The sequence below is a fragment of the Variovorax sp. P4_B10 genome, from assembly GCF_056402375.1.
In genome coordinates this window covers 39,748-66,001 of sequence record NZ_JBFUHN010000014.1, presented here as the reverse complement: position 1 = coordinate 66,001, position 26,254 = coordinate 39,748, and the positions used below count along the sequence as shown (strand labels likewise).

Here is a 26,254-nt window from a genome sequence, read left to right as displayed (position 1 = left end):
AAGAACCATGTCCGCTCACATCAGCAACGTCCGCCCCGAACCCGACCAGGTGCTGGTCGACATCGTCGACTACGTGCTCGCCCACCGGAAGATCAGCAGCGCGCTCGCCTATGAAACGGCCCGCCACTGCCTGATCGACACGCTCGGCTGCGGCCTCGAAGCGCTCGAGTACCCGGCCTGCACCAAGCTGCTCGGCCCGGTCGTGCCCGGCACGGTGGTGCCGCACGGCGCGAAGGTGCCCGGCACGCCTTACCAGCTCGATCCGATCCAGGCGGCCTTCAACATCGGCACGATGATCCGGTGGCTCGATTTCAACGACACCTGGCTTGCGGCGGAGTGGGGCCATCCGAGCGACAACCTCGGCGGCATCCTCGCCACGGCCGACTGGCTCAGCCGCAACGCGGTGGCCGCCGGCCGCGCGCCGCTGACCATGCGCGACGTGCTCACCGGGCTGATCCAGGCGCACGAGATCCAGGGCTGCCTCGCGCTGGAGAACTCGTTCAACAAGGTCGGGCTCGATCACGTGGTGCTGGTCAAGGTGGCCTCGACCGCCGTGGTGGCGCGGCTGATGGGCCTGACACGCGACGAGATCATCAATGCCGTGTCGCTCGCCTGGGTCGACGGGCAGAGCCTGCGCACCTACCGCCATGCGCCCAACACCGGCAGCCGCAAGAGCTGGGCCGCGGGCGATGCCACCAGCCGCGCGGTGCGCCTGGCGCTGATCGCGAAGACCGGCGAGATGGGCTACCCGAGCGTGCTCACCGCCAAGACATGGGGCTTCTACGACGTGCTGTTCAAGGGCCAGCCCTTCAGGTTCCAGCGCCCTGCATCCGAATGGGGCAGCTACGTGATGGAGAACGTGCTGTTCAAGATCAGCTTCCCGGCCGAGTTTCACAGCCAGACGGCGGTGGAGGCGGGCATGGCGCTGCATGCGCAGCTGCAGAAGTCGGGCAAGACGGTGGATGACATCAAGCAGGTGACGATCCGCACGCACGAGGCCTGCATCCGCATCATCGACAAGAAGGGGCCGCTCGACAACCCGGCCGACCGCGACCACTGCATCCAGTACATGGTGGCGGTGCCGATGATCTTCGGCCGCCTCACGGCTGGCGACTACGAGGACAGCGTGGCGAGCGACCCGCGCATCGACGTGTTGCGCGACAAGATCGTCTGCGTGGAAGACCCGCAGTTCACTGCCGACTACCACGACCCCGAGAAGCGCAGCATCGCCAATGCGCTGACCGTGCAGTTCAAGGACGGCACGAGCTTTTCCGAGGTGGTGGTCGAGTACCCGATCGGCCACAGGCGCCGCCGCGCGGACGGCATTCCGCTGCTCGAGGCCAAGTTCCGGACCAACCTGGCGCGCCGCTTCGCACCGAAGCAGCAGCAGGCGATTCTGGACGTGTCGCTCGATGCGAAGAAGCTCGAAGCGATGCCGGTGCACGCGTACGTCGACCTGTACACCGCCTGAACCATGCCAGCGAACAACGAATCACCGAAGAAGACCCTGCGCCGGCTGGCCGAGGCGCGCCGCGGCGTGCTGGTGCCGGGCGCGTTCAACGCGATGTCCGCCCGCGTGATCGAAGACCTCGGCTTCGAGGCGATCTACATCACCGGGGCCGGCGTGACCAACATGTACCTCGGCCTGCCCGACCAGGCCTTCATGGGCCTGCACGAGATTGCCGAGCACACGGCGCGCATCCGCGATGCGGTGAGCCTGCCGCTGCTGGTCGATGCCGATACCGGCTTCGGCAATGCGCTCAACGTGCGGCACACGGTGCGCGTGCTCGAGCGGGCAGGGGCCGACTGCATCCAGCTCGAGGACCAGGTGAGTCCCAAGCGCTGCGGCCACTTCACGGGCAAGGCGGTGATCGATACCGATGAGATGCTCGGCAAGATCAAGGCGGCCGTCGATGCGCGGCAAGACGCGGACCTGCTTGTCATGGCCCGCACCGATGCCGCGGCCGTGCATGGCTTCGAGGCCGCCATCGAGCGCGCGCAGAAGTTCAGCGAGGCCGGCGCCGACATCCTGTTCGTCGAGGCCGTGACGCTGGCCGACGAGGTGCGTGCGATGCCCCGGCGGCTCGGCAAGCCGCAGCTCGCGAACATGGTGATCGGCGGCAAGACGCCGACTTTCGGGGCCGAGGAGCTCGGCACGCTGGGCTACGGCTTCGTGCTGTACGCCAACGCCGCATTGCAGGGCGCGGTGGCTGGCATGCAACGTGCATTGACTGTGCTGCGCGACACCCGGCGCCTCGACGAAGACCCGGCGCTGGTCGCTCCGTTTGCCGAGCGGCAGCGGCTTGTCGGCAAGCCACTGCTTGATGAGCTAGAGAAAAAGTACGCAAACTAACCGGGTTTTGCGCGACAGAACGGCACTTGACTTAGCCTCGTCAAAAAGTTCCGCGTCATTGTTTCAGTTTCATGAACACTGCGATTCGAATGCCTAGGGTTTTCCCTTGGAATCGTGGTGCAAACTTCAGGGCATCCAAAGCCCAATCAAGAAGGAAATTGAAATGAAGACCTCGAACATCCTCGCCGCCGCCGCTCTGTCCCTGCTCGCCGCTGCCGGCGCCCATGCAGAAACCTATGAAGGCGTGCAGCCCCTGACTTCCGGCTACAGCCGCGCCGACGTGGCGCCCCAGGCTGCTGCAGCCGCCCGTGCCGGCAACGAATACGGCGATGCCGTTTCGTCCACCGTGGCTCCCACGCTGACCGCTTCGGCCGATCGCGCTGCCGTCCGCAACGAAGCCGTTGCCGCTGCGCACGCGCCGGGCCAGAACCTGCGCCGCGAAGCCTTCGCCGACAGCGTCGTGCCCGCACAAGCACGCAGCTTCACGCGCCAGGCCGGCCTGTAATCCGACAGCGGCGCAAGCCGCTTCAGGTCACAAGCCAAACAAGAACCGGACCGCGCGAAAGCGCGGTCCGGTTTTTTTCGGGGTGCTCTTGTTCAGGGTGCGTGCACAGGCCACCGGGTACTCCCCTCCGCGAATGTCCCCCGCTTCGCTCCTCCTTTRTTTCGCTGCGGGGAGCACCCGGTGCCCTGTGCACGAGGGCACGCTGCCGGTTTKCGGCCGATCAACCAGTGCTCTGAGCGATCACGCCGATGGGGTGCCTTGCGCAGCGAAATAAAGGAGGAGGCCTGCGGCCCTAGGCCGCGCCGGGGGACATTCGCGGAGCAAGGTACCCCGTCGGCGTGATCGCGCCCCGAATGCCCCCAACGCGACGAATCGAAAAGCAGGGTTTCATTCCAGCTTCGATCCGTGCCGGTGGCAGTCGGGTGCGTGGTCGTCCACGATGCCCGTGGCCTGCATCCACGCGTAGACGATCACCGGCCCGACGAACTTGAAGCCGCGCTTCTTGAGCGCCTTCGAAATCTCTTCCGACAGCGGCGTCTGGGTCGGCACCTGGCCGGTCTTGTTGACGATGGGTTTGCCGCCCGCCATGCCCCAGATGAATTCGGAGAAATCTTCGCCGGCCGCCTGCATCGCGAGATAGGCGCGCGCATTGCCGATGGTGGCTTCGATCTTCGAACGCGAGCGCACGATGCCGGCGTCCTCCATCAGCCGGTCGACGTCGGCGGGGGTGAACTTGACGATCTTCTCGGGCGCGAAATCTTTGAAGGCCTTGCGGAACGCATCGCGCTTGCGCAGGATGGTGAGCCACGACAGACCGGCCTGGAAACCGTCGAGCATCAGCTTCTCCCACAGCGCGCGGCTGTCGCGCTCGGGCACGCCCCATTCGGCGTCGTGGTAGTTGGCCAGCAGCGCATCGGTCTGGGCCCAGGCGCAGCGGGTTGTCGTGGCAGTGCTGTTGCTCATTGTTCGGTTCTTCTTCGCTCGGCTATCGTCGGGAGATGTTTTCAGAATGAGGGAGTCACCCTGATGCAGCATTTTCGATTTTCATTGTCGGCCCTTTCATTGGGCCTCGCGCTCGGCCTTGGTGCACCGGCCTTCGCCGAAACGCTCAAGAAGCCCGCGCTCGACCAGCTGGCCGCGGCATGGCAGGGCGGCGGCAAGGCACCTGCCGATTTCAACGCCTTCCTGACGCAAGCCGCCAAGGCCAACCCCGTGCTGCAGCCGGCTGTTGCCGCCTACCGCAGCAAGGCGCCGCTGGCCGGCGACGATCTCGTCAACATCGCGCGCCTGCTCGGCCTCTACAACCGCCTGCAGAACCAGCAGGCCGTGATCGCGAGCATCGGCACCATGGTGGCGATTCCCACGGTTCGCAACGTGCAGGTACCTCCGCACGAAAGCCCACCCATCATCGAGTTCGGCAAGTTGGTCGAGAAGATGGCCGGCGATTTCGGGCTGGCCTATCGCAATGTCGACAACCGCATCTTCGAGGTCAGCCTGAAGGGCAAGGGCAGCGAGGAGTTCGGCATCCTCACGCATGCCGACGTGGTGCCCGCGGTGCTCTCCGAATGGGTGCTCGACGACGGCACGCGCCTCGATCCGTTCAAGATGACCCGCGTGGGCGACTACCTCTACGGCCGCGGCACCATCGACGACAAGGGCTCGATCGCCGCCGTGCTCTACGCCATGAAGGCCGTGAAGGACAGCGGGCTGCCCATCGACCGCAGCATCCGCCTGATGATCGAGACCACCGAGGAAACCGGCGGCGATGCGATGGTGTACTACCGCAGCAAGACGCCCCTGCCGGCCTACAACATCGTGCTCGACAGCAAGTACCCTGCCGTCGTGGCCGAGAAGGGCTCGGGCGCACTCAAGGTGTTCTTCCCCGCCGAAACGGTCGATGGTGCCGCGACCGCCATCACCGCGATGAGCGGCGCCGCCTCGGCCAATGCGATTTCGCAGACGGCCATCGCCACGCTCAAGGGCGGCGATCTCGCAGCGGTTGCCGCCAAGCTCGAAGCCGCCAGGCCCGCCTTCCTGCAGAAGTACGAAGGGCAGGGCGGCAAGTTCGCCATCGACATCGCACGCGGCGCCGACAGCATCGATCTCAAGGTCACGGGCGTCTCGGCCCATGGCTCACGGCCCGAAGAGGGCGTGAACCCGCTGCCGCGCCTTGCGCTCTTCCTGCAGGAGTCCGGCGCACCGCTGGCCAGCAACCACTACCTGAAGGCCGTCAAGTACATCGACGCGCTCTACGGCACCGGTTACCTCGGCGAGAAGATGGGCCTGGGCTACAAGGACGACTTCATGGGGCCGCTGACTTTCTCGCCCAACCTGATCCGCATGGGCGCGGACGGCAAGCTCGAAGTCACGGTCAACGTGCGCATGCCGCGCGGCCGCACGCCCGATGAGTTGAAGTCGCAGGTGGCCGCCAAGGTCAACGGCTGGGCCGCCGCCAACCAGGTGAAGCTCGAAGTGAACCACGATCAGGGCAACTGGATGGCCCGCGACCCCAAGGGTGCATGGCTCTCGACCCTGCTCGACATCTACGGTGACACCACTGGCCTCGAAGCCAAGCCCGTGCCCACGGCCGGTAGCACCACCGCCAAGCTGATGCCCAACGCGATCAACTTCGGGCCCGCGATGCCCGGCAAGAAATACACCGCGCACAACGCCAAGGAATACAAGGAAGTGCCGGACCTCGATGCCGACATGCAGATGTTCACCGAGATGCTGGTGCGGATCGGGAATCTGCAGCAGATGCAGTAACGGGCGCGATGCTCGGGCCGTTCGGGGCGCGTGCACAGGCCACCGGGTACTCCCCTCCGCGAATGTCCCCCGCTTCGCTCCTCCTTTATTTCGCTGCGGGGAGCACCCGGTGCCCTGTGCACGATGAGCGCGGTCGTTGTGCTGGCCGATCAACCGCTGCGCTGAGCGCTCACGCCGATGGTGTGCTCTGCGCAGCGAAATAAAGGAGGAGGCATGCGGCCCTAGGCCGCGCCGGGGGACATTCGCGGAGCAGAGCACACCGTCGGCGTGAGCGCGCCCTGAACAGCAGCAGCATCCCAACGCGGCCTCAACATAGGCCCTAAAGTCGTACCTCCCGATGCCTCTGCAACGTTTCTTCGTAGCGCGAAGAGGCATGTCGCAAGACGCGCCTCGGGTATCGTCGAAGGCTTCCATTTTTGTGAACAGGGAGTCACGCTCATGCAGCAATTTCGTTTCTCTTTGCCGGCCCTTACCCTGGGCTTGATGGCAGCAGGCCTCACCGCACCGGCCTTTGCAGAGACGCTCAAGAAACCCGCGCTCGACCAGTTGGCCGCGGCCTGGCAAGGCGGCAAGCCCGCGTCCAGCTTCAATGCTTTCCTGGCCCAGGCCGAGAAGGCCAACCCCGCGCTGAAGCCCGCCGTGGCCGCCTACCGCAAGAAGGCGCCGCTGGCCGGCGACGACCTCACCAACATCGCGCGCCTGCTCGGCCTCTACAACCGCCTGCACAACCAGAAGGCGGTGATCGCGAGCCTCGGTGCCATGGTGGCGCTGCCGACGGCGCGCAACGTGCAGGTGCCGCCGCACGAGAACCCGACGATCATCGACTTCGGCAAGCTGGTCGAGAAGATGGCGAAGGATTTCGGGCTCGCCTACCGCAACGTCGACAACCGCATCTTCGAAGTCAGCCTCAAGGGCAAGGGCACTGAAGAGTTCGGCATCCTCACGCATTCGGACGTGGTGCCCGCGGTGCTCTCCGAATGGGTGCTCGACGACGGCACGCGGCTCGATCCGTACAAGCTGGCCCGCGTGGGCGACCGCCTCTACGGCCGCGGCACCATCGACGACAAGGGCTCGATCGCGGCCGTGCTCTATGCGATGAAGACGGTGAAGGAAAGCGGCCTGCCGATCGAGCGCAGCATGCGCCTGATGATCGAGACCACCGAGGAAACCGGCGGCGACGCGATGGAGTACTACCGCGGCAAGACGAAGCTGCCGGAGTACAACATCGTGCTCGACAGCGGCTACCCCGCGGTCGTGGCCGAGAAGGGCGCGGGCTCGCTGAGCGTGTTCTTCCCCGCGGAGAAGACCGATGGCACCGTCACCGCGATCACCGACATGGGCGCCGCCGCCGCGGTCAACGCGATATCGCAGACCGCCACCGCCACGCTCAAGGGCGGCGACCTCGCAGCGGCGCTCGCGAAACTCGAAGCAGCGAAGCCGGCCTTCCTGCAGAAGTACGAGCCGCAGGGCGGCAAGTTCGCGATCGCGATCTCGCGCGGCACCGACAGCATCGACATCAAGGTCACCGGCACCTCGGCCCACGGCTCGGAACCCCAGAACGGCGTGAACCCGCTGCCGCGGCTCGGCCTGTTCCTGCAGGAGTCGGGCGTCACGCTGGCCGACAACCAGTTCCTGAAAGCGATCAAGTACATCGACACGCTCTACGGCACCGGCTACCTCGGCGAAAAGATGGGCGTGGGCTACAGGGACGACTTCATGGGCCCGCTGACTTTCTCTCCCAACCTGATTCGCACGGGCGCCGACGGCCGGCTGGTCATGGCGGTCAACACGCGCATGCCGCGTGGCCGCACGCCCGATGAACTCAAGGCGCAGGTGACTGCGAAGATCAACGAATGGGCGGCGGCGAACAAGGCCCAGGTCGAGATCAAGTACGACCAGGGCAACTGGATGGCGCGCGACCCCTCGGGCCGTTGGCTCGCGACCCTGCTCGACATCTACGGCGACACCACCGGGCTCGAAGCCAAGCCCGTGTCCGCGGCCGGCGCCACCACGGCCAAGCAGATGCCCAACGCGATCAGCTTCGGCCCCGGCATGCCAGGCAAGAAGTACACGGGGCACAACGCCAAGGAGTACAAGGAGGTGCCCGACCTCGACGCCGATCTGCAGATGTTCACCGAGATGCTGGTGCGCATCGGCAACCTGCAGCAGATGCAGTAAGCGCGGCGCGGCTTGCGGTCAGCGCAGGCCGTGCACCTGCAGCACGGCCTTCAGCCGCCGCACCTCATGCTGCAGGTCGAGGATCAGCGCGGCGGCATCGAGGCCCACGCCGAAGTCGCGTTCGAGCCGGCGCGCCTCGAGCGCACATTGCAGGTCGGTGCTCGAGAACTGCCAGCGCTCGGGCGGCGCTTCGGCCGTGGTGACCTGCACGATGCCGACCTCGACCAGTTGCACCACCCAGGCGGTGTCGGCGCCGACAGCATGGGCCAGTTCGTTCAGCGCGAGCGGTTGCGAGGCGCTGATGGCGGTTGCGGTTGTGACGGAAACGGTCGCCATGCTCAAACTCCCAGATGCTGGCGCGGGTTGAACGAAGAGGCGGCCTGCGCCAGTTGCTCGTAGGCCTTGCGTGTCGCGTCGTTGTCGGCGGGCGGCAGCGCGACCTCGATCAGCAGGTACAGGTCGCCGGGCGTCTTGCCCTTGAGGCCGCGGCCCTTGAGCCGCAGCTTCATGCCGTTGCGGGCATGGCGCGGCACCGTGACCTCGACCACGCCGCCGGCCGGTGTCGGCACGTGCACCTGCGCACCGAGGGCGGCCTCGGTGGGCGTGACGGGCAGCGTCATGTAGATGTCGCGTTCTTCCACGCGGTACAGCTTGTGCGGTGCGATGCGCACTTCGAGGTACAGGTCGCCGGCCGCTTCGCCGCCGTGGCCGGGCATGCCTTGCCCCGCGAGGCGGATGAACTGGCCCGGGTGCACGCCCGGCGGGATCTTGACGCTGAGCGTGCGGTTCTCCCACTGCGGGCGGCCGTGCGTGTCGACGGTTTGCGCGCGCAGCGTGATCTCGCGCTCGGCGCCGTTGAGCGCGTCCTCGAGCGCGATCTCGATGGCCGCATGGTGGTCTTCGCCGCGTGCGCGGTAGTTCTGCCGTGCCGCCCCGCGCCGCTCGGCCTCGCCGAACAGCGACGAGAAGAACTCGCTGAAGTCCGCATGGTCGGCCGGGCCCTGGCGGGGGCCGCGGTGGAACTCGAAGCCTGCGTCCCAGCCCGGCGGAGGCTGGAAGTCGCCCTCGGGGCTGCCGCCGCGCGCGACGCGGTCGGCCAGGGCGTCGTAGGCCGCGCGCTTTTCCTTGTCGCGCAGCACGTCGTTGGCCTCGTTGATGTCGCGCATGCGCTTCTCGGCGTCGGGTTCCTTGCTGACGTCGGGGTGGTACTTGCGAGCGAGCTTGCGGTAGGCCTTGCGCACTTCGTCGTCGGACGCGGTGCGCTCGATGCCCAGTGCGCTGTAGTAGTCCTTGAATTCCATGATGGCGGGGGGGTCGATTCGTTGGACGGCGTACGGGGCGTCTGGATCCGGCCTATGCCAGCGCCGCTCCGCCGTCGGCATGCCGCAACAGCGGCGTTATGGCCCATGTGGGGCCGCTGCGCGCAAAACGCAATGGCTGCGCGTTGCCGAGCACGTTCGTGTCGATGGGCACGCCGAGCAGGGCGGCCAATGCGTACAGCGTGCCGCCGTGCGCCACCACCAGCACCGGCGCGGGCTGCCTGAGGGCCGCGTCGAGCGCGGCGCGCTTGCGGCCGACGAACTGCGTCAGCGTCTCGCCGCCCTCGGGTTCGCAGGCCCAGTCGATGTGGGCCGACGAGGTGCCGATCAGCGCGCCGAAGTTGCGCTCGCGCAGTTCGGCCTGCGCCGTCGGCGCGAGCCGGAGCGCCGCCGCTACCGTGTGGGCGGTGTCGAAGGCGCGCCGTGCGTCGCTGCAGACGATGGTGCGGATCGGTTCGCCCGCCAGCAGTTCGGCGGCATGCGCCGCCTGCTGCAGGCCGAGCGCGCTCAGCGGCTCGTCGACCGCCTGGAAGATGCGCAGCGCATTGCGGCCGGTCTGGCCGTGGCGCAGGAAGTAGAAGTGATCGCAGGCCGGCGACAGCCGTTGGGCCTCGGCGATCCRCACCAGCTGGTCGAGACCGCCGGCGGCGGTGTGAGGGGAAGGCGTGGCCTGTGACATGAGGTCGATCTTGCGGATTCAGCCGAACTTCATGCCCTTGGGGCGCGCCTGCAGGCGGTCGATGTAGGCGTCGAGCTTCGGGCGGTTCAGCTTGCCGCCGAAGGCGCGATGCCAGATGAGCATCGAACCGATCATCACGTCGGCCGCGGTGAACTGCGCGCCGAACAGGTAGGGGCCGTAGCCGAGCTCGCGCTCGACCGCATCCTTGGCCTGCTCGAAATTGGTCCAGCCGCGCGCGCTGTTGTTGCTGCGGATGTGGAGCAGGCTGTCGCCCATCGAGGGCTCGAGCTGCGAGGTCGAATAGACCATCAGCGACAGGTAGCGGCCGCGCTCGGGCGTACCGATGGAAGGCGCGAGCCGCTTCTCGGGGAACTTCTCGGCGATGTACATGCAGATGGCCGCGTTCTCGAAGATGCGCGTGCGGCCGTCGACCAGCGCGGGCAGCTTGCCGGACGGATTGATCTTCAGGTACTCGGGGCTCTTGTGTGCCTTGTTCTTGATGAGGGTGGGCACGATTTCGTAGGCTACACCCGCTTCGTCGAGCATCCACTTGGCGACCTGCGAACGGCTTTGCGGATCGAAATACAACTTCATGGATTTGTCTCCTTCTTCGATGGAATCAGAACTTGGGAATGCGCAGCGTCTTGCTGATCATCAGCGTGCCCGAGAGCGCGAACAGCAGCGAGAGCGGGTGCAGCAGCCAGGGGCCGATGGCCCAGGCGCCGCCCCAGACGGCATCGCCGATGCGGCCCTGCCAGGCCGCATAGGCCAGCACGCCCACGAGCACCACGCTGGTCGGGATGGGCGTGCCTTCGAAATACTTGACCTTGTCCGCGCCGGCCGAAAGCGCCTCGGCCGTGACGTTGTAGCGCGCGAGCCGGCTCACGCCGCAGCACACGAAATAAACCAGGAGCACGCAGTCCCAGCCGCCGTCGAGGCCGGCCGCGAAGGCCAGTGCGGCGGGAGCCACGCCGAACGAGATCACGTCGGCCAGCGAGTCGAGCTCCCGCCCGAGTGCCGAGTGCGTCTGGCGCCAGCGCGCGATGCGGCCGTCGAACACGTCGAAGATGAAGGCCGCCGGCGCGAGCGCTGCCGCCCAGAGGAACTGCGCGAGCGACTGGCTGGCCATGAAGGCCATGGCGAGAAACACCGCCCCGACGCCGCAGGCCGCGTTGCCGAGCGTGAACGCGTCGGCCAGGTGGAAGCCGCGGATCATCGAGAAATGCTTGCGGGCCGGCGCGGGGGAGGGAGTGGTCATGAAAATGCTTCGGAATCGACGGATGGACCGCACCTTAACCGAAGCGCGGGCTGTCTTTTGTAGTCGCGCTCCGACGCCGTGCAGGCGCCCTGCACGGAGCCTGTTGCCGCTCAAGCGCGGTGGTGATGCGCCTCGACGATCCGGGCGAAGCGGCCTAGCAGGCCTGCGGCCGCGTCGGTGCGGCCCACGCCGTCGCGCAGCGCTGCCGGGTCGGCGCCGCTGGACTTCAGGTCGTCGGCCAGCAGGTCGATGTAGCCGCGCATGGCCTCGGCGTCGAACTCGGGATGGAACTGCACGCCCCAGGCGTTGTCGCCGATGCGGAAGGCCTGGACCGGCTCGTGGGCGTTGCCGGCCAGCCGTACCGCGCCCTCGGGCAGGCGCAGCGCGCTCTGGCGGTGCACCACGTGGGCCTGGAACGTCGCCGGCAGGCCGCGCAGCAGCGGGTCGGTGGCGGCGGCTTCGTCGAGCGTGACGGTCACCGTGCCGACCTCCATGCCCTGCGGGTGGTCGCCTGCCTCGCCGCCGAGCGCATGCGCGAGCAGCTGGTGGCCGTAGCAGATGCCGAGCACCGGCGTGTCCTGCGCCACGAGCCTGGCCAGCCATTCGCCGGTTCGCTCGCTCCAGGGCTCGCGGTGCGACACCATCGCATGCGAGCCGGTGAGCACGACACCCGACAGGGTGTCCGGCGCGGGCAGCGCGTCGCCGCGGCGCGGGTCGACCACGAGGATCGGCAGCGTCTGCGTGTCGAGGCCGGCGGCGATCCAGTTCTCGAAATCGCCGCGGCGCTCGCGCAGCGCCTCGTGGGTGTCTCCGAGCTTGACGATGACGAGCGGGTGCGGGCGGTTGTGGTCCATGTCCGCGATCATGCCGCAGCCGGGGGGCGTCGCAGCGTCAGGCGATGATCAGCCGTTCGCAGGCCTTGCGCAGCGCGGACAGGCCTGGCAGTTCGCGGGCCTTGGCGTCGGTGACGACCACATCGATGTCCGCGGTGCGGATGTAGGTCACGCGGCTGGCCTGGCCGATCTTGGCGTGGTCGGCGAGGATCACCACCTGCTGCGCCTGCTCGGCCATGGCGCGCGCCACGGTGGCCTCGTGGTGCTCGAAGCTCATGGCGCCGTGCTTCGCGTGCAGGCCCACCGGCGACAGCAGCGCGACATCGGCGCGGTAGCGGCGGATGGCTTCGACCGTGGTGTCGCCGCAGGTGGCCTGCGCCTTCACATCGATCTGGCCGCCCAGCAGGATGGTCTGGTTGCCGGTGAGCCGGCCCTCGCCCGCACCCGCGAACTTGAGCGCGATGCTCAGCGAGTTGGTGATGACCGTCATGCCGCTCAGCGTGGCGATTTCTTCCGCGCAGATCGACATGGTGCTGCCCGCGTCCATGAAGAGGGTCTGCCCCGGTTGCAGCAGCGCGACGGCGGCCTTGGCGATGGCGCGCTTCTCGCGCTGGCGCACCACCAGCCGCACCGCAAGAGGTGGCTCGGGCTCCGCCTTGGTGGCGATGGCGCCGCCGTGCACGCGGCGCAACTCGCCCAGACCTTCCAGTTCGAGCAGGTCGCGGCGCACCGTCTCGCGCGACACCGCGAGGTCCTGCATGATGCGTTCGACGCTGAGTCGCGAGAAGGTGGCGAGCAGGCTGCGGATGCGCAGGAATCGTTCTTCTTGGAGCATGGAAATGCCGGCGAAAAAAAGAAAAGGGGCGGCGTCAGTGTGACGGCCGCCCCCGGTTGCATGTGAGCAGGCACGGGGACCCGTGCCATTGTGCCGGCCAACGCCCCCGATGCAGGTGCGCGGCTCGGCCTGCCGTCAGAGATCGGCGAGGCCCATGGCCGGATCGCTCACCGAGTGCTTGCCGGTTTCCACGCGGCCGGCAAAACGGCGGTAGAAGGCCGGATCGGCATCGCAGGTGACCGCGAAGTCGTACCACTGGCCGCTGCCGGCCAGCGTCCAGAGCTGTTCGGCCTTGGCGCCGCCGTTCACCGTGGCAGTCCACGGGCCGTCGTCGCGGTAGGCCTTGGCGCGCACCGTGAACTTGCAGGCGCCGCTGCCGCCGTTGAGCATCTCCAGGTACACGTTGCCGTTCGCGATGTCGTAGCACACGCGCACCTCGGGGTTGGAGGCTCCGCCGGCGCGAAGCCGGTTGAGGTCGCCCTTGAAGTGGCGGTGAAAGCCGTTGGGCCCCAGCACCCACAGGTCGTAGAAGCCGCTGTTGTCGGTCGCGGGGTTCCATGTGTCGTCGAGCTGCTTGCCGGGCTCGACCATGTAGCRGCGCGGCAGGCGGTCGAGGTTGAGCTTGTCGTACACATGGAACACGGCCGCAGCCTTGCCGCTGTTGGCGAACAGCAGCCGCACCTTGCCGCCGATCGAATCGGCGCGCGCACTCACGTGCAGCTCGTAGGGCAGCGCGCGCGAGGGGCGCGCGCCGGTGGCTTGGCGCGGCAGTTGCGGATCGAGCGGAAGCGGCACCTGCGCCAGCGCTTCCTGGTCGCTGCGCGTCTTGTCGGCGCCGGTGCGGGTCGTTCGGCCCGCGAGCGTGGGCAGCGCCTCGGTGTTGGGCGTGACGAAGTTGAAGGCGCTCGTGAGGTCGCCGCACACCGCGCGGCGGAACGGCGAGATGTTCGGCTCCTTCACGCCGAAGCGCGCCTCGATGAAGCGGATCACCGAGGTGTGGTCGAAGGCCTGCGAGTTGACCCAGCCGCCGCGGCTCCACGGCGAGACCACGTACATCGGCACGCGCACGCCGGGTCCGTAGACGCGGCCGTCCGGTGCGGGCTGGCTGCTGGTGCCCGGCGGCTTGGGATGGGTGAAGCGTTCCACGGCGAGGTCGGCCTCGGGCAGCGTGGTCTTGCCGGCCATCGAGCCGTCGGCGTTCAGCGAGGGCGCGGCGGGCGACGGGTAGTGGTCGAAGTAGCCGTCGTTCTCGTCGAAGTTGATGAGCAGCACGGTCTTGCTCCAGACGTCGGGCACGGCGGTGAGTGCATCCAGCGTTTCCTGGATGTACCAGCCGCCCTGCACCGGGCTCGACGGGCCGGGGTGCTCGGAGTAGGTGGCGGGCGCGATGATCCACGACACCTGCGGCAGCTTGCCGTTCCTGATGTCCTGGCGGAACTGCTCGAGGAAGCCGCCGTCGGGCATGGTGTTGGCGATGCCCTTGTAGAGCGGATTGCCGGCATCGTCGCTCGCCGGGTCGTAGGCCGGCGAGACGGCGCCGTTGCTCACCGGCTTGCCCGAGGCCTCGTTGGCCAGGCGGTACTGCTTGAAGCCCGCCATCGGGTTGTCGCCGAAGTTCTCGGGCATGTTCTGGTAGACGATCCAGCTGACCTTGGCCTCCTGCAGGCGCTCTGGATAGGTCTTCCATTCATAGCCGAGAGTGGAGGGGCCGATCTCGTCCCACTCGTTGTTGACCGATGCCACGCCGGCGACGCCGCCGCCGAGCTGGCCGCCCGGGCCGTTGGTGCCGGTCCAGTGGAACATGCGGTTCGAGTTGGTGCCCGTGTGCATGCTGCAGTGGTAGTCGTCGCACAGCGTGAAGGCGTTGGCGAGCGCGAACTGGAAGGGCACCTCGGCTTCAGTCAGGTAGCCCATCGACTGGGTGAAGGGGGCCGTGCCCGTCTTCTTGTAGCGCACCCACTGGTACATCCGCCCACCGTCCCAGGCGTTCTGGCCGTCGTTCCACGAATGCGGCGTGCCGCTCACGCGTTGCGCATTCCCCTTCCGGTTGTCGAGGCGGTAGGGCAGGACGGGCTTGCCCGTGTCGTCGCCTTGCTGCCAGACAGCCAGCCCCTTGGGCAGCGGAATGGTGAAGCGGTCACCGAAGCCGCGCACGCCCATAAGCGTGCCGAAGTAGTGGTCGAACGAGCGGTTCTCCTGCATCAGGACCACGATGTGCTCGACGTCCTGGATGGTGCCGGTCTTGTTGTTGGCCGGAATGGCGAGCGCGCGGCGAATGGCTGGCGGAAAGGCCGAGAGCGCAAGGGCGGCGGCGCCAGTCGTGGCCGTGCCGGTAAGGAATTTGCGGCGTGAGTTCGTCATGGGCGTGTTTTTCGGGTGGGACATGGTTCGGCGGGGCTCAGGGTGCGCAGCTCTTCACGGGGGCAACGCCGGCGTCGGGTTGCGTCGGCGTGGTGGGCGTCGTCGGGGGCGTCGGCGTGCCGCCGACGAAGCCGCCGCCGCCGCCGCTGCCGCCACAGGCGGACAAGGCGCAGGCCAGAACAAGCGCGGGCACGAGGCGCGCGCAGAGAGTGGGGTGAACTTGCATGATTTGGATCCTTTGGAATCGTTGTCGTCCTGGGGCTCGGGGGGTGATCAGGAGGTCAGGGCAGCGTCGACAGCGGCGTGCCCGACTTGAAGATGCTGGTCAGCTCGTCGTTCGTGAGCGCGCGGTTCCAGATCGCGAAGTCGTCGAAGTCCATGGCGCCTCGCGGCGAGGAGGTTTCGCGTTGGTAGTAGAGGCCGGTGCCGTCCTCGTTCAGGCCCAGGCCGTTGCCCAGGCCGCCGAGCTTGCCGACCAGCGCGCTCGTGATGGCGGTGCCGTTGGTCTGGATGCCCCTGACGGGATCCATCACGTAGCCCTTCATCGTGAGCGCGGTTTTGTCGATCACCACCGCCACGTAGGCCCACTGGCCGGCGCTCAGGCTGTAGCCGTTGCTGTCGGCGCGCGCACTGCCCGTGCCCACGTTGAAGCGGATCTCGCAACTGCCGAACAGGCCGATGGCCAGGCCCGCGTTGCCGCCGGTGGTGTAGTTCTTGTTGCCGATCACCGTTGCGCCGTTGCTCACGCCCTGGCTGCAGGTGTTGTCGGTGCGCATCCAGAAGCCGATGGTGAAGGCCGTGACGGCGGGGTTGGTGGTGACGTCGCTGTTCTGCACCAGGCGGTAGCCGGCCATGCCGCTGGCGTTCTTCACGGTGCTGTCGACGCGCATCGCCCTGGCCTTGTAGGGCGCCTTGAAGCCGTCGTCGACCACGGTGCCGCCGTTGGCGTCGGCCGCCCACGGTGCGAGCGTGGAGGCGTTCTTCGCATCGATGCCCGGCAGCGCGTCGAGCGGGTAGTAGTTGACCAGCCCGTTCGCCAGCGTGGCCGCGAGCGTCACCGGCGGCTCCGGTGCCGCCGGCTTGACATAGGCGATCTGCGCGCCGAGCGCCACGCTGGCCTCGCCGGCGACGACCGTGTACTGGTGGGTGTAGAGCCCGTCGCTCGCGGCGGCGATGGGATCGGTGTAGGCGGTCGAGCCGGCCGGCAGCGTCGCCACCTGCTTGCCGTCGCGCAGCACCTGCACCGGGGCGGTCGTGGTGCCGGCGAGCGTCCACGACAGCTCGACGCTGCCCTTGTCCGCGCCGGTCTTCGCCGACAGGCCGCGCAGCGCCGTGGCGGCCTGCAGGGCCTGGCCGTTGAAGCGGTAGTCGGCGGCCGCGGGCAGCGCGCCGAGGTGGCGCAGCACGGTCGGCGCAATGTCGGTCGCAGCCGCGAGCGCAAGCAGGGTGGTGTCGGTGGGCGCGGCCGTGCCGACGCCGGGTTGCGCCGCGAGCGTCTTGTTGCTCGCGATGAAGAGGGTCTTGCTGTCGTTGTCCTGCAGGCCGGCGGCACTGCCGAAGGCGTCGAGGCCGTGGCCGCTCGTGAGGATCACGAGCCAGTCTTCCTTCGGGTCGTTGGCGGTGCGCTGCGCGATGCGCACCAGCAGCTGGCCCACGCCGGCAGCGGTGTCGGCGATCGCGCGCTGGTAGGCGTCGCTCTTCAGGCCGCTGCCCGCCGCCGTGGCCGGTGCGCCGTACTGCGCCACCAGCAGGTCGTAGCCGGTGTCGATGAGCTGCGCGGTGCGGTCGGTGACGCAGGCGTCGGCGCCCGCGCAATCGATGGCGCTGTCGAGCGAGCCGGCTTCGTTCGCCAGCAGCAGCGGATAGAGCGCGCTGGCGGTGACGGACGCCGTCCTGTAGCCGGCCGCCCTGTTGTTCTGTCTGGCGAGCGCGAAGACCGAGGGCGCGAGCTTGACGTCGATACGCTGGTCGTTCGTATCCCAGCGCACGCCATGGCGCTGTGCCCATGTGCCGGTCAGCAGCGTGGCCCAGCCTGGGCCGTCGGTGGTGCGCTGTTCGCTCAGTGTGCCGTTGGCGCCGCCGGTCCAGGCCGGTGCAACGCGCAGGGTTTGCAACGCCGGCACCTTGTTCTGCGCCATGGCATCGCGAAGCGCCGCGTGCGTGAGGCCGTCGATCTCGACGACGAGTGCCTTGGGCCCGCTCCTGCCCTGGTTGACGGTGGGGGCCGGGTTGTTTCCGCCGCCGGGTGATGGCGTGCCAATGGGCGAGAAGCCTGTGCCGCCACCCCCGCCGCCGCCGCAGGCGGCGAGAAGCAGCAGGACGCACATGTGGCCCCCCGCCAATGCGCGGCGCGCGTTCATTCCTCTGATCATGTTTTCCCTCGAATTCTTGCGATGCGTACCCGCGGCTGCGCCGGCGGAACATGAGCATTTGCCTGTGCTTGTGGATGCGAGTGCATTTACAAAAAATCACACAAATACTCTCAATGCCTCGGATGTTGCGTGTCCTGGGTGACAGCGGTTTGACAAACCCGCAAACGTCAAGGCCCATGAAAAACGGGGCCCGAAGGCCCCGTGCGAGAGAAATGAAAGAGAGAGGAACGCGCTGGTTCAGCGGATGTGCGCTTCGTAGTCCTTCTCGACCGCGAGGAGGTTCGTCCAGAAGTCCTGCGGCTTGCGCCCGGCCAGCACTTCGATGAGCACATTGACATGCGCGTGCCACCCGCCGGCCACGCTGAGCATGTCCTTGCGGCTGGCCAGCCGCCTGTGCGTGAGCACGAGTTGCGTGGTGTCGCCCTGCGGCGTGAGCTCGAAGGTGACTTCCGACGGTGCCGGCCCTTCGTCCCAGCTGATCGTCAGCAGCGTCGGCGCCTGCATGCGCACCAGCCGCGACTTCTGCACGATCGGCTGGCGGCATTCGGCGTAGCGGTCGGGGGCTTCCTCGCCGGTGAGTTCGGTGTGGTTGAAACGCAGGTCGAACATCTCGCCCGGTTTCTGCGCCATGGTGCCGCCGGCCAGCCAGGTGGCGCGTTTGTCGGGGTCGGTCAGGTAGGCCCACACGCGCTCGATGGGCGCGGGCAGCGTGCGTTCCATGCGCAGGGTGCCGGGTTCGATCTGCCGGCCGAGGCTGTGCTTGCTCGTCATGGGGATGTGCTCCTTGTGAGTGAGGAAGAAAGGAAGATCACTTGCGCAATTTCTCTTCGCGCCGCAGTTCCTGCGCCAGCGCGTCGAGCCGGTTGTTCCAGAAGCCGTCGTAGCAGCGCAGCCAGGCATCGGCCGTGGCCAGTGCAGCGGGCTCCAGCCGGCAGACATGCGCGCGGCCCTGCACGGTGCGCGACACCAGGCCTGCGTTTTCCAGCGTCTTCACGTGCTTGGACGCGCCCGCGAAGGACATGCGAAACGGTGCGCCGAGCTCGCCCACGCTGCAATCTCCCTGTGCCAGCAGTTGCAGCATCGTGCGGCGCGTGCTGTCGGCGAGGGCCCGGAACACGGCATCGAGTCGATCGTCATCAGGTTCAACCATGAAGTTGAATATAGACATCTTTCAAAAACATTCAACCATAAGGTTGAATGAATATTTCCCGTTACACCCGATACACGCGAGACGCCAATGAACGGCATGGCGCTTGGGCCTGTGCGACGGCGCTCCTACGATCCGGGCTCGTTCCATCCACTCGCCAGAAAAACCAATGAATCCTCCCGTACATCGCCGCACCCTGTTGCTCGCCGCTTCCGTCCTGCCGTTGGCGAGCGCCTGCACCGCATGGTCCGCCAAGGGGCTGCAGCAGGACGCAGCGGCACAGCTCGCCGCGCTCGAAAGCGCATCGGGCGGCCGGCTTGGCGTCGCCGGCTTCAACACCGCAACCGGCGCGCGCGTGCAGCACCGTGCGGACGAGCGCTTTCCGTTCTGCAGCACCTTCAAGCTCGTGCTGGCCGCGGCCATCCTCGAACGCAGCGCCAAGGAGGGCGGTCTGCTCGCGCGGCGCGTCAACTACAGCAAGGGCGACCTGATCTCCAACTCGCCCATCACCGAGAAAAATCTCGCGGCCGGCCTGACGGTGGCCGAGCTTTGCGCCGCCACCATCCAGTACAGCGACAACGCTGCGGCCAACCTGCTGATGAAGATCCTGGGCGGCCCGCCCGCGGTGACGGCCTTCGCGCGTTCTTCCGGCGACGACATCTTCAGGCTCGATCGCTGGGAGACCGAACTCAACACCGCCATCCCCGGCGATTTGCGCGACACCACCACGCCCGCGGCCATGGCGGCCAGCGTGCAGCGGCTGGTGCTGGGCAACGCGCTCGGCACGGCGCAGCGCGAGCAACTCAAGACCTGGCTGTTGGGCAACACCACCAGCACGGAGCGTTTCCTGGCCGGCGTGCCGGCCGGCTGGAAGGTGGGCGACAAGACCGGAGCGGGCTCGTACGGCACCACGAACGACGTCGGCGTGCTGTGGCCACCGGCCGGCGCACCGCTGGTACTGGCGGTCTACCTGACATTTCCGGAGAAGGGCGCAAAGGGGCGCAACGACGTCGTGGCGTCCGCGACGCGCATTGCAGTGGGGGCGTTGAACTGAAATAAAACCCTGCTTTTCGATTCGTCGCGTTGGGGGCATTCGGGGCGCGCTCACGCCGACGGGGTACCTTGCTCCGCGAATGTCCCCCGGCGCGGCCTAGGGCCGCATGCCTCCTCCTTTATTTCGCTGCGCAAGGCACCCCATCGGCGTGATCGCTCAGAGCAGCGGTTGATCGGCCAGCACAACAGCCGCGCCCCTCGTGCACAGGGCACCGGGTGCTCCCCGCAGCGAAATAAAGGAGGAGCGAAGCGGGGGACATTCGCGGAGGGGAGCACCCGGTGGCCTGTGCACGCACCCCGAACAACAATCCCCAACCTTCGTGCCGGTTTCATGCATTGCGATGCGGCGTCAGGCGCTATGGAAAACCGAGTTGTACCGCTACAGCACGAACCACCCGACCGCCACATAGTGGCTCGCCGTCCCCGCCAGCACGAACAGGTGCCACGCGCCGTGCGCATGCCGGAAGCCCTGGCGGTTGCGGTAGAACACGGTGCCCGCGGTGTAGAGCACGCCGCCGATCAGCAGCCATGCCAGCCCGCCGCTTTCGAGCTTCGCCGCGAGCGGTACGGCGGCCAGCACGCCGAGCCAGCCCATGCCGATGTACAGCCCCAGCGATGGCTTCCTCGGCGCATCGCCCTGCACCGGCTGCAGCTCGCGCCAGATGCCATAGAACGCCGCACCCCAGATCGTCGCGAGCAGCAGCCAGCCCCAGAGGCCCTGCAGCGTGACGAGCGCGAAGGGCGTGTAGGTGCCGCCGATCAGCAGGTAGATGGCGCAGTGGTCGACCCGCTCCCACACCCGCTTCAGGCGGCCGCGCGTGCTGTGGAACAGCGTGGAGGCCGCGTACAACGCCACCGCGGAAAGCGAGAACACCAGCGCCCCCGCAATGCGCGCGGGGTCGCCGGTGGGCACGGTCTTGGCGAGCAGCAAGGCCGCGGCCAGCAGTGCGAGCACCAGGCCCAGCAGGTGGCTGTAGCCGTTGAGCCGCTCGCCGGGGTACATCCTGCCGAGCCTCAGCGGCCGGTTTCCTTCAGGTAGGCCGTGCGCGCCGCGAAGGCCGTGTTCGCGAAGTCCGAGAACACGCCGTCGATGCCGGCGCGGAAGTAGGCCAGGTACTCGGCCGCCGGGTCGCCCTTGTAGACGCCCGCGAGGTACTTGGCCTCGTTGCGGAAGGTGTAGCTGTGGACGAACAGGCCGGCCTTGTGGGCATCGGCGATCAAGCTGGTGGGCTTGATGGTGTTGACGTCGGCCAGGCCCTTGCCCGCGACGAAAGGCACGATGGTGTGCGCCATCACCTGCGGCTTCCAGGGACCCACGCCGTCGGCATAGGTCTTGATCTCGGCGAGGCCCGCGGGCGTGAGCATTTCGCCGAACCACTTCGGGTTGCCGGCCAGCGTCCAGCTGTAGGGGCGGCCGTCGACGAAGGTGTAGACGTCGGTGGTGACGTAGATCATCGCGCCGGTCTGGTAGTTGACGTCGTTGCCGTCGACCAGCTGCACCGCGCGGGCCTTCATGCCGGCAGCGCGCAGGTACTTCAGGCTGTCGGGCTCGAAGCTCTGCACGAAGATCGGCGCGTCCTTGCGGTTGAGGTCGTTGAAGTTCATGACCTTGAGCAGCGCGTCCTCGAGCGGGTGGCTGCCCGCCGGGCCGCAGCCGTTGGCGATGGCCTGCGCGTTGTTCCAGATCGGGTTCTTGGTCTCGGGGTACACGGTGATCGTGCGGCCGGTGGCCTTGGCTTTCGCCTTGGCGATATCGATCACCTCCTGGAAGCTCAGGATCGGCAGCTTGCCGTTGAGCTCGGTCGGGCGCAGGTCGCGGGCGTCGTAAGTGGTGCCGGCAATCCACTGCTTGAGCTCGGCCATCGTGAAGTCGGTGATCGACCAGTCGTTGGTGTGGTCCTCGCCGTCGACGACGAGCGACTTGAGCACCGACTTCGGGTCGTTGGGGTCGGTCAGGTCGCTCAGGTACTTCGGCGGGCCGTTCTCGGGCACGGGCGGGTACTTCACGTCGACCAGCACGCCGGGCACGGTGCGCTTGCGCGCCGCCACGGTGCTGTTGGTCTTGGCAACGTCGGCGATGTTGGTGTTGTCGCTGAGCCAGGGGTTGTGGCGCGCCACGAGCACGCAGTCCTTGGTGAGGTGCAGGTCGGTTTCGAGCGAGTCGGCGCCGGCATCGGCTGCGGCCTCGTAGGCCTTCTGGGTTTCTTCGGGGAACAGCCCCGGCAGGCCGCGGTGGCCGATGACCAGCGGCACGGAGCCGTCGAGCGTGCCCAGCGGTGCGGGTTGGGGGGCCGGTGCGGGCGCTGGTGCGGGTGCCGGCGGAATGATCGGAAACACCGGCCCGCTGCCACCGCCGCCGCCGCAGGCGGCCATGACGAGGCTGCCGCCGAGGGCCGCGATGACGGTGCGCAGCGGACGGGGCGCGGGCGTGGGAACGCTCGTTTTCATAGGTGGTTCTTGGATGTTGAAGAGGTCGAGGCCGGCGGATGCTAGGGTTGCCCCGTGACGGGACAGTGACCGTGGCGGCGGCGCAGCGCCTCTTCAGCCGTCGTCTTCCGCTGCCAGCTCGTGGCTCTGCTGGGCGATGCTGCGCTCCAGGAAACGCCAGAGCCGCTCGTCTTCGCTGAAGGCCACGTTGAAGCGCAGCCATCCGGTGGGATGCGGGTTGACGAGGAACAGCTGGCCCGGGCCGAGCATGATTCCCTCCACCGCGGCGCGCCGCGAGAGTTCGGCGCTGTCGGCAATGTCCGGGTGCCGGGCCCACAGGTACATGCCGGCCGCCGCTTCATGGAACAGCTCGAAGCCCAGCGCGTCGAGCCGCCGTGCCACGCTGCCCTGTGCCTGGGCGAGGCGTTCGCGCAGGGACTTGAGGTGCTTGCGCCAGCGGCCGTCGGTCACGGTGCCGAAGGCCAGGCGCTCGGTGACGTCGGACGAGGTGAGGCCCGAGACCATCTTGAGCTGCGCCAGGTCTTCGAGCAGCTCCGGCTGGGCGACCACGTAGCCGACGCGGATGTTCGGCGAGATGGTCTTCGAGTAGCTGCTGACGTAGACCACGCGGCGCAGCTGCCCCAGGCTGGCGAGCGAGGGACGCATCGATGCGTCCATCTCGGCATAGATGTCGTTCTCGACCAGCGTGAAGTCGTGCGTCTGGGCCAGCTGCAGCAGCTGCACCAGTTGCGGCAGCGATGCCATCGAGCAGGTCGGGCTCTGCAAGCGGGGCTGGGTGAAGAACGCCTTGGGCCGGTGCACCGCGAGCAGCGCCTCGAGCGCGGGCATGTCGTAGCCGGTGGGGATGCGCGGCACGCCGACGAGCTCCACCCCCAGGAAGCGCAGCATGTACATCAGGTTCGGATAGCCCGGGTCGTCCACCAGCACCGAGTCGCCCGGCTTGAGCAGGCGGCGCGCCACCAGGTCCAGCGCCTGGCTGGAGCCCTGGGTCAGCAGGACCTGGGCGGCCTCGACCACGATCTGCTGCTCCGACAGCGCTTCGGCCGTCGCCATGCGCAGCGCCATGTGGCCGAAGGGCAGGCCGTAGCCGCCGATGTCGGTGCCTTCGGAGGCCAGGTGGCGGAGGCTCCGGCGCATGCCGTCCTCGAACAGCCAGTCGTGCGGCAGCCAGCCGCAGCCGGGCTTGAGCGGGAGGTTGCGGTTCTCGAAGATCTGCTGCAGGTACCAGCGGGCGTCGAAGCGCGGGTCTGGGCGGGGGGCGCTGGCCGCGCCGGCGGCGCTGTCCTCGCTGCGCCGCTTGACGAAGAAGCCCGCGTTGGCGCGCGAGACCAGCAGGCCCTGGGCCACCAGCCGGTCGTAGGCCTCGACCACCGTGAAAACACTGACGCCGTGGGCCGCGGCAAAGGCGCGGATCGACGGCAGCTTGCTGTCGGCCTTGAGCTTCTGGGAGCCGATCAGTCCGCGCAGCCCTTCCACGATCTGGCTTACCAGGGGCGTCGGCTGTTCGGGGCGAAGAATGAGCATTGGGGTGTCTCCGGCAGACCGGCCTGCACCATATTGAGGAAAGTATGTACAGGATACAAGACCAGTACAGTCTTCCGGGCGATCACTTCCGGTGTACATGGCTGGATCGATTCGCGCGACCTAGAGTGCCGGCATTCCTTCTTCAAAGCACAGGTCGTACCCATGCAGCGTGAACCCCATCTCAGCAATGCCGCCCTCATGGCCCGCCGCAGCGCGGCCGTCGCCCGCGGCGTCGGCCAGGCCCATGAAATCTTCGTCAGCCGGGCCGCCAACGCCGAGCTGTGGGACGTCGAGGGGCGCCGCTACATCGATTTCGCCGGCGGCATCGCGGTGCTCAACACCGGCCACTGCCACCCGGAGATCAGCGCCGCGGTGAAGGTGCAGGTCGATCTCTACTCGCACACCTGCTTCCAGGTGCTGGCCTACGAGCCCTATGTGGAGCTGGCCGAGCGCCTGAACGCGCTGGCGCCGGGCCAGTTCGCGAAGAAATCGATTTTCCTGAGCACCGGCGCCGAGGCGGTCGAGAACGCGGTCAAGATCGCCCGCGCCTACACCCGGCGGCCCGGCATCATCGCCTTCAACGGCGGCTACCACGGCCGCACGATGATGACGCTCGGCCTGACCGGCAAGGTCGCGCCCTACAAGGTCGGCTTCGGCCCGTTCCCGGGCGAGGTGTTCCATGCGCTGTATCCGAATGCGCTGCACGGCGTGAGCGTGGACGATGCCCTGCACTCGGTCGAGCTGCTGTTCAAGAACGACATCGAGCCCGAACGCGTGGCCGCCTTCATCCTGGAGCCGGTGCAGGGGGAGGGCGGCTTCTACGTGGCGCCCAACGACTTCGTCGAAGGCCTGCGGGCGCTGGCGGACCGCTACGGCATCCTGATCATTGCCGACGAGGTGCAGACCGGCGCCGGCCGCACCGGCACCTGGTTCGCCAGCGAGCAATGGCCCGTGGCGCCCGACCTGATCACCACCGCCAAGTCGATGGCGGGCGGCTTCCCGATCTCCGGCGTGGTGGGCCGGGCCGAGGTGATGGACGCGCCCGCGCCCGGCGGCCTGGGCGGCACCTATGCCGGCAGCCCCATCGGCTGCGCCGCGGCGCTCGCGGTGCTCAAGGTGTTCGACGACGAGCAATTGCTGGCGCGCAGCAGGGCGCTGGGCGAGCGGCTCACGGCCGGCCTGCGCCGCATCGCGGCCGGCGTGCCGGCCATCGGCGATGTGCGGGGGCTCGGCGCCATGGTGGCCATCGAGCTGTTCGAGCAGGGCGACACCGCCCGGCCCGATGCCGTGCTGACCCGCCAGGTGGTTGCGGAGGCGGCGCGGCGCGGGTTAATCCTGCTGTCATGCGGCACCTACGGCAATGTAATTCGCGTGTTGGTGCCGCTGACGGCATCCGACTTGCTTGTGGACGAAGGCCTGGCGCTTCTCGCGGACAGCTTCGCCGCRCTGCGCTGATCGACCCTATCCTGAAATCCTCCATGACAGACGAACCCTTGGTGCGCTTCCAGCGCGTCCAGAAAACCTACGACGGCGAACACCTGGTGGTGCGCCAGCTCGATCTGGACATCCACCGTGGCGAGTTCCTGAGCCTGCTCGGGCCCTCGGGGTCGGGCAAGACCACCACGCTGATGATGCTGGCGGGCTTCGAGTCGCCGACCTCCGGCGAGATCCTGCTCGACGGCAAGCAGATCACCGGCACGCCGCCGCACAAGCGGCACTTCGGCATGGTGTTCCAGAACTACGCGCTGTTTCCGCACCTGAGCGTGGGCCAGAACGTGGCCTATCCGCTGACGGTGCGCAAGGTGTCGAAGGACGAGCAGCAGCGCCGCGTGCAGCGCGCGCTCGACATGGTGCAGCTGCGCGGCATGACCGACCGGCTGCCCGGCCAGCTCTCGGGCGGCCAGCAGCAGCGCGTGGCGCTGGCGCGCGCGCTGGTGTTCGAACCCCAGCTGGTGCTGATGGACGAGCCGCTCGGCGCGCTCGACAAGCAGCTGCGCGAACACATGCAGATCGAGCTCAAGGACCTGCACCGCCAGCTGGGCGTGACCTTCGTCTACGTGACGCACGACCAGGGCGAGGCGCTCACCATGAGCGACCGCGTGGCGGTGTTCAACGAAGGCGTGATCCAGCAGCTGGACACGGTCGGCCGGCTGTACGAGACGCCGTCCAACCGTTTCGTGGCTGGCTTCGTCGGCGACAACACCGTGCTCAAGGGCCAGTTGAGCCGTGGCGGCGAGCACGCCGAAATGACGCTCCCCGATGGCCGCGTGYTGCACGGGCTCAACGTCAGCGGTGCGGCCGCGGGCACGGCCGTCGAGGCCTGCATCCGCCCCGAGCGCGTGGTGCTGCACCGCCGGCCGGACGCGCAGGGCGCCAACATGCTCGCCGCCGAGGTGGCGCGTGTCATCTACTTCGGCGACCACCTGCGGCTGCTCTGCAGCGTGGGCGGCGGCCAGGCCGAAGCCACCGTGAAGCTGCCGCTGACCGGCGCGGGCGGCACCGCCGCGCCGCAGGCCGGCGAATCGGTGGTGCTCGAATTTCCGGTTGCGCATGCGCGCATCTATGCGCTCTGAATCCAGTCTCGTTTCTCGTTCCCGTTCTCGTTCATCACCCAGGAAGATAC

24 protein-coding genes are annotated in these 26,254 nt (G+C 67.8%); 8 read left to right on the top strand and 16 right to left on the bottom strand.

Annotated features, from left to right (window positions below; all coding sequences use genetic code 11):
* Positions 1 to 7 precede the first annotated feature (7 nt).
* The 3 genes from AC1DXX_RS09540 to AC1DXX_RS09530 all read left to right on the top strand — a co-directional run bounded on the left by AC1DXX_RS09540 (position 8) and on the right by AC1DXX_RS09530 (position 2,858).
* Entirely contained in the window at positions 8 to 1,471 is a 1,464-nt protein-coding gene (locus tag AC1DXX_RS09540; RefSeq protein WP_478133937.1) for a bifunctional 2-methylcitrate dehydratase/aconitate hydratase, read from the top strand.
* Between the two features lie 3 nt (positions 1,472 to 1,474).
* Entirely contained in the window at positions 1,475 to 2,353 is an 879-nt protein-coding gene (locus AC1DXX_RS09535) for an isocitrate lyase/PEP mutase family protein (RefSeq protein ID WP_478133936.1), read from the top strand.
* Between the two features lie 163 nt (positions 2,354 to 2,516).
* Entirely contained in the window at positions 2,517 to 2,858 is a 342-nt protein-coding gene (locus AC1DXX_RS09530) for an alpha/beta hydrolase (RefSeq protein WP_478133935.1), read from the top strand.
* A gap of 387 nt (positions 2,859 to 3,245) precedes the next feature.
* Here the strand turns inward: AC1DXX_RS09530 and AC1DXX_RS09525 are convergent, their stop codons facing one another.
* Positions 3,246 to 3,821, bottom strand: coding sequence for a DNA-3-methyladenine glycosylase I (locus tag AC1DXX_RS09525; protein WP_478133934.1), 576 nt, complete (start codon positions 3,819 to 3,821; stop codon positions 3,246 to 3,248).
* A gap of 63 nt (positions 3,822 to 3,884) precedes the next feature.
* Between AC1DXX_RS09525 and AC1DXX_RS09520 the strand changes: the two genes are divergently transcribed.
* Both AC1DXX_RS09520 and AC1DXX_RS09515 read left to right on the top strand, forming a co-directional pair.
* Positions 3,885 to 5,624, top strand: a complete 1,740-nt coding sequence (locus tag AC1DXX_RS09520) for a dipeptidase (protein WP_478133933.1) — start codon at positions 3,885 to 3,887, stop codon at positions 5,622 to 5,624.
* 438 nt (positions 5,625 to 6,062) lie between these two features.
* Positions 6,063 to 7,802, top strand: coding sequence for a dipeptidase (locus AC1DXX_RS09515; RefSeq protein ID WP_478133932.1), 1,740 nt, complete (start codon positions 6,063 to 6,065; stop codon positions 7,800 to 7,802).
* A gap of 18 nt (positions 7,803 to 7,820) precedes the next feature.
* Here AC1DXX_RS09515 and AC1DXX_RS09510 read toward each other — a convergent pair whose 3' ends face one another.
* The 12 genes from AC1DXX_RS09510 to AC1DXX_RS09455 all read right to left on the bottom strand — a co-directional run bounded on the left by AC1DXX_RS09510 (position 7,821) and on the right by AC1DXX_RS09455 (position 18,609).
* Positions 7,821 to 8,138 carry a chaperone modulator CbpM gene (locus tag AC1DXX_RS09510; RefSeq protein ID WP_478133931.1) on the bottom strand — a complete coding sequence of 106 codons (318 nt, stop codon included), beginning with the start codon at positions 8,136 to 8,138 and terminating at the stop codon, positions 7,821 to 7,823.
* 2 nt (positions 8,139 to 8,140) lie between these two features.
* Positions 8,141 to 9,103 carry a DnaJ C-terminal domain-containing protein gene (locus tag AC1DXX_RS09505; RefSeq protein WP_478133930.1) on the bottom strand — a complete coding sequence of 321 codons (963 nt, stop codon included), beginning with the start codon at positions 9,101 to 9,103 and terminating at the stop codon, positions 8,141 to 8,143.
* A gap of 52 nt (positions 9,104 to 9,155) precedes the next feature.
* Positions 9,156 to 9,800 carry a histidine phosphatase family protein gene (locus AC1DXX_RS09500; RefSeq protein WP_478133929.1) on the bottom strand — a complete coding sequence of 215 codons (645 nt, stop codon included), beginning with the start codon at positions 9,798 to 9,800 and terminating at the stop codon, positions 9,156 to 9,158.
* 18 nt (positions 9,801 to 9,818) lie between these two features.
* The gene (locus AC1DXX_RS09495; RefSeq protein ID WP_478133928.1) at positions 9,819 to 10,394 is read right to left on the bottom strand and encodes a glutathione S-transferase family protein; all 576 of its coding nucleotides are present in this window, start codon (positions 10,392 to 10,394) and stop codon (positions 9,819 to 9,821) included.
* Between the two features lie 25 nt (positions 10,395 to 10,419).
* The gene (locus AC1DXX_RS09490) at positions 10,420 to 11,058 is read right to left on the bottom strand and encodes a CDP-alcohol phosphatidyltransferase family protein (RefSeq protein WP_478133927.1); all 639 of its coding nucleotides are present in this window, start codon (positions 11,056 to 11,058) and stop codon (positions 10,420 to 10,422) included.
* A gap of 110 nt (positions 11,059 to 11,168) precedes the next feature.
* Positions 11,169 to 11,912 (bottom strand): glutamine amidotransferase, encoded by a 744-nt coding sequence (locus AC1DXX_RS09485; RefSeq protein WP_478133926.1) that lies wholly within the window; start codon positions 11,910 to 11,912, stop codon positions 11,169 to 11,171.
* A gap of 37 nt (positions 11,913 to 11,949) precedes the next feature.
* Entirely contained in the window at positions 11,950 to 12,726 is a 777-nt protein-coding gene (locus tag AC1DXX_RS09480; RefSeq protein WP_478133925.1) for a DeoR/GlpR family DNA-binding transcription regulator, read from the bottom strand.
* A gap of 135 nt (positions 12,727 to 12,861) precedes the next feature.
* Positions 12,862 to 15,087 carry a phosphocholine-specific phospholipase C gene (locus AC1DXX_RS09475; RefSeq protein ID WP_478133924.1) on the bottom strand — a complete coding sequence of 742 codons (2,226 nt, stop codon included), beginning with the start codon at positions 15,085 to 15,087 and terminating at the stop codon, positions 12,862 to 12,864.
* A gap of 37 nt (positions 15,088 to 15,124) precedes the next feature.
* A complete protein-coding gene (locus tag AC1DXX_RS09470; RefSeq protein ID WP_478133923.1) occupies positions 15,125 to 15,313 on the bottom strand; it encodes a hypothetical protein in 189 nt (62 codons plus the stop codon).
* A 55-nt stretch (positions 15,314 to 15,368) separates the two neighbouring features.
* Positions 15,369 to 17,447 carry a LamG-like jellyroll fold domain-containing protein gene (locus tag AC1DXX_RS09465; protein ID WP_478133922.1) on the bottom strand — a complete coding sequence of 693 codons (2,079 nt, stop codon included), beginning with the start codon at positions 17,445 to 17,447 and terminating at the stop codon, positions 15,369 to 15,371.
* Positions 17,448 to 17,696: 249 nt separating this feature from the next.
* A complete protein-coding gene (locus AC1DXX_RS09460) occupies positions 17,697 to 18,230 on the bottom strand; it encodes an SRPBCC family protein (RefSeq protein ID WP_478133921.1) in 534 nt (177 codons plus the stop codon).
* A gap of 37 nt (positions 18,231 to 18,267) precedes the next feature.
* Entirely contained in the window at positions 18,268 to 18,609 is a 342-nt protein-coding gene (locus tag AC1DXX_RS09455) for an ArsR/SmtB family transcription factor (protein ID WP_478133920.1), read from the bottom strand.
* A 166-nt stretch (positions 18,610 to 18,775) separates the two neighbouring features.
* On the opposite strand from AC1DXX_RS09455, the gene bla reads away from it, so the two are divergent.
* Positions 18,776 to 19,660 carry a class A beta-lactamase gene (bla, locus tag AC1DXX_RS09450; protein WP_478133919.1) on the top strand — a complete coding sequence of 295 codons (885 nt, stop codon included), beginning with the start codon at positions 18,776 to 18,778 and terminating at the stop codon, positions 19,658 to 19,660.
* A 378-nt stretch (positions 19,661 to 20,038) separates the two neighbouring features.
* Here bla and trhA read toward each other — a convergent pair whose 3' ends face one another.
* The 3 genes from trhA to AC1DXX_RS09435 all read right to left on the bottom strand — a co-directional run bounded on the left by trhA (position 20,039) and on the right by AC1DXX_RS09435 (position 23,631).
* On the bottom strand, positions 20,039 to 20,662 hold the full coding sequence (trhA, locus tag AC1DXX_RS09445) for a PAQR family membrane homeostasis protein TrhA (protein ID WP_478133918.1): 624 nt from the start codon (positions 20,660 to 20,662) through the stop codon (positions 20,039 to 20,041).
* Positions 20,663 to 20,673: 11 nt separating this feature from the next.
* A complete protein-coding gene (locus AC1DXX_RS09440) occupies positions 20,674 to 22,107 on the bottom strand; it encodes a glycerophosphodiester phosphodiesterase family protein (RefSeq protein WP_478133917.1) in 1,434 nt (477 codons plus the stop codon).
* 93 nt (positions 22,108 to 22,200) lie between these two features.
* On the bottom strand, positions 22,201 to 23,631 hold the full coding sequence (locus tag AC1DXX_RS09435) for an aminotransferase-like domain-containing protein (protein ID WP_478133916.1): 1,431 nt from the start codon (positions 23,629 to 23,631) through the stop codon (positions 22,201 to 22,203).
* Positions 23,632 to 23,793: 162 nt separating this feature from the next.
* On the opposite strand from AC1DXX_RS09435, the gene gabT reads away from it, so the two are divergent.
* Positions 23,794 to 25,086 (top strand): 4-aminobutyrate--2-oxoglutarate transaminase, encoded by a 1,293-nt coding sequence (gene gabT / locus AC1DXX_RS09430; protein ID WP_478133915.1) that lies wholly within the window; start codon positions 23,794 to 23,796, stop codon positions 25,084 to 25,086.
* A gap of 23 nt (positions 25,087 to 25,109) precedes the next feature.
* On the top strand, positions 25,110 to 26,204 hold the full coding sequence (locus tag AC1DXX_RS09425; protein ID WP_478133914.1) for an ABC transporter ATP-binding protein: 1,095 nt from the start codon (positions 25,110 to 25,112) through the stop codon (positions 26,202 to 26,204).
* The last annotated feature ends 50 nt before the right edge of the window (positions 26,205 to 26,254 follow it).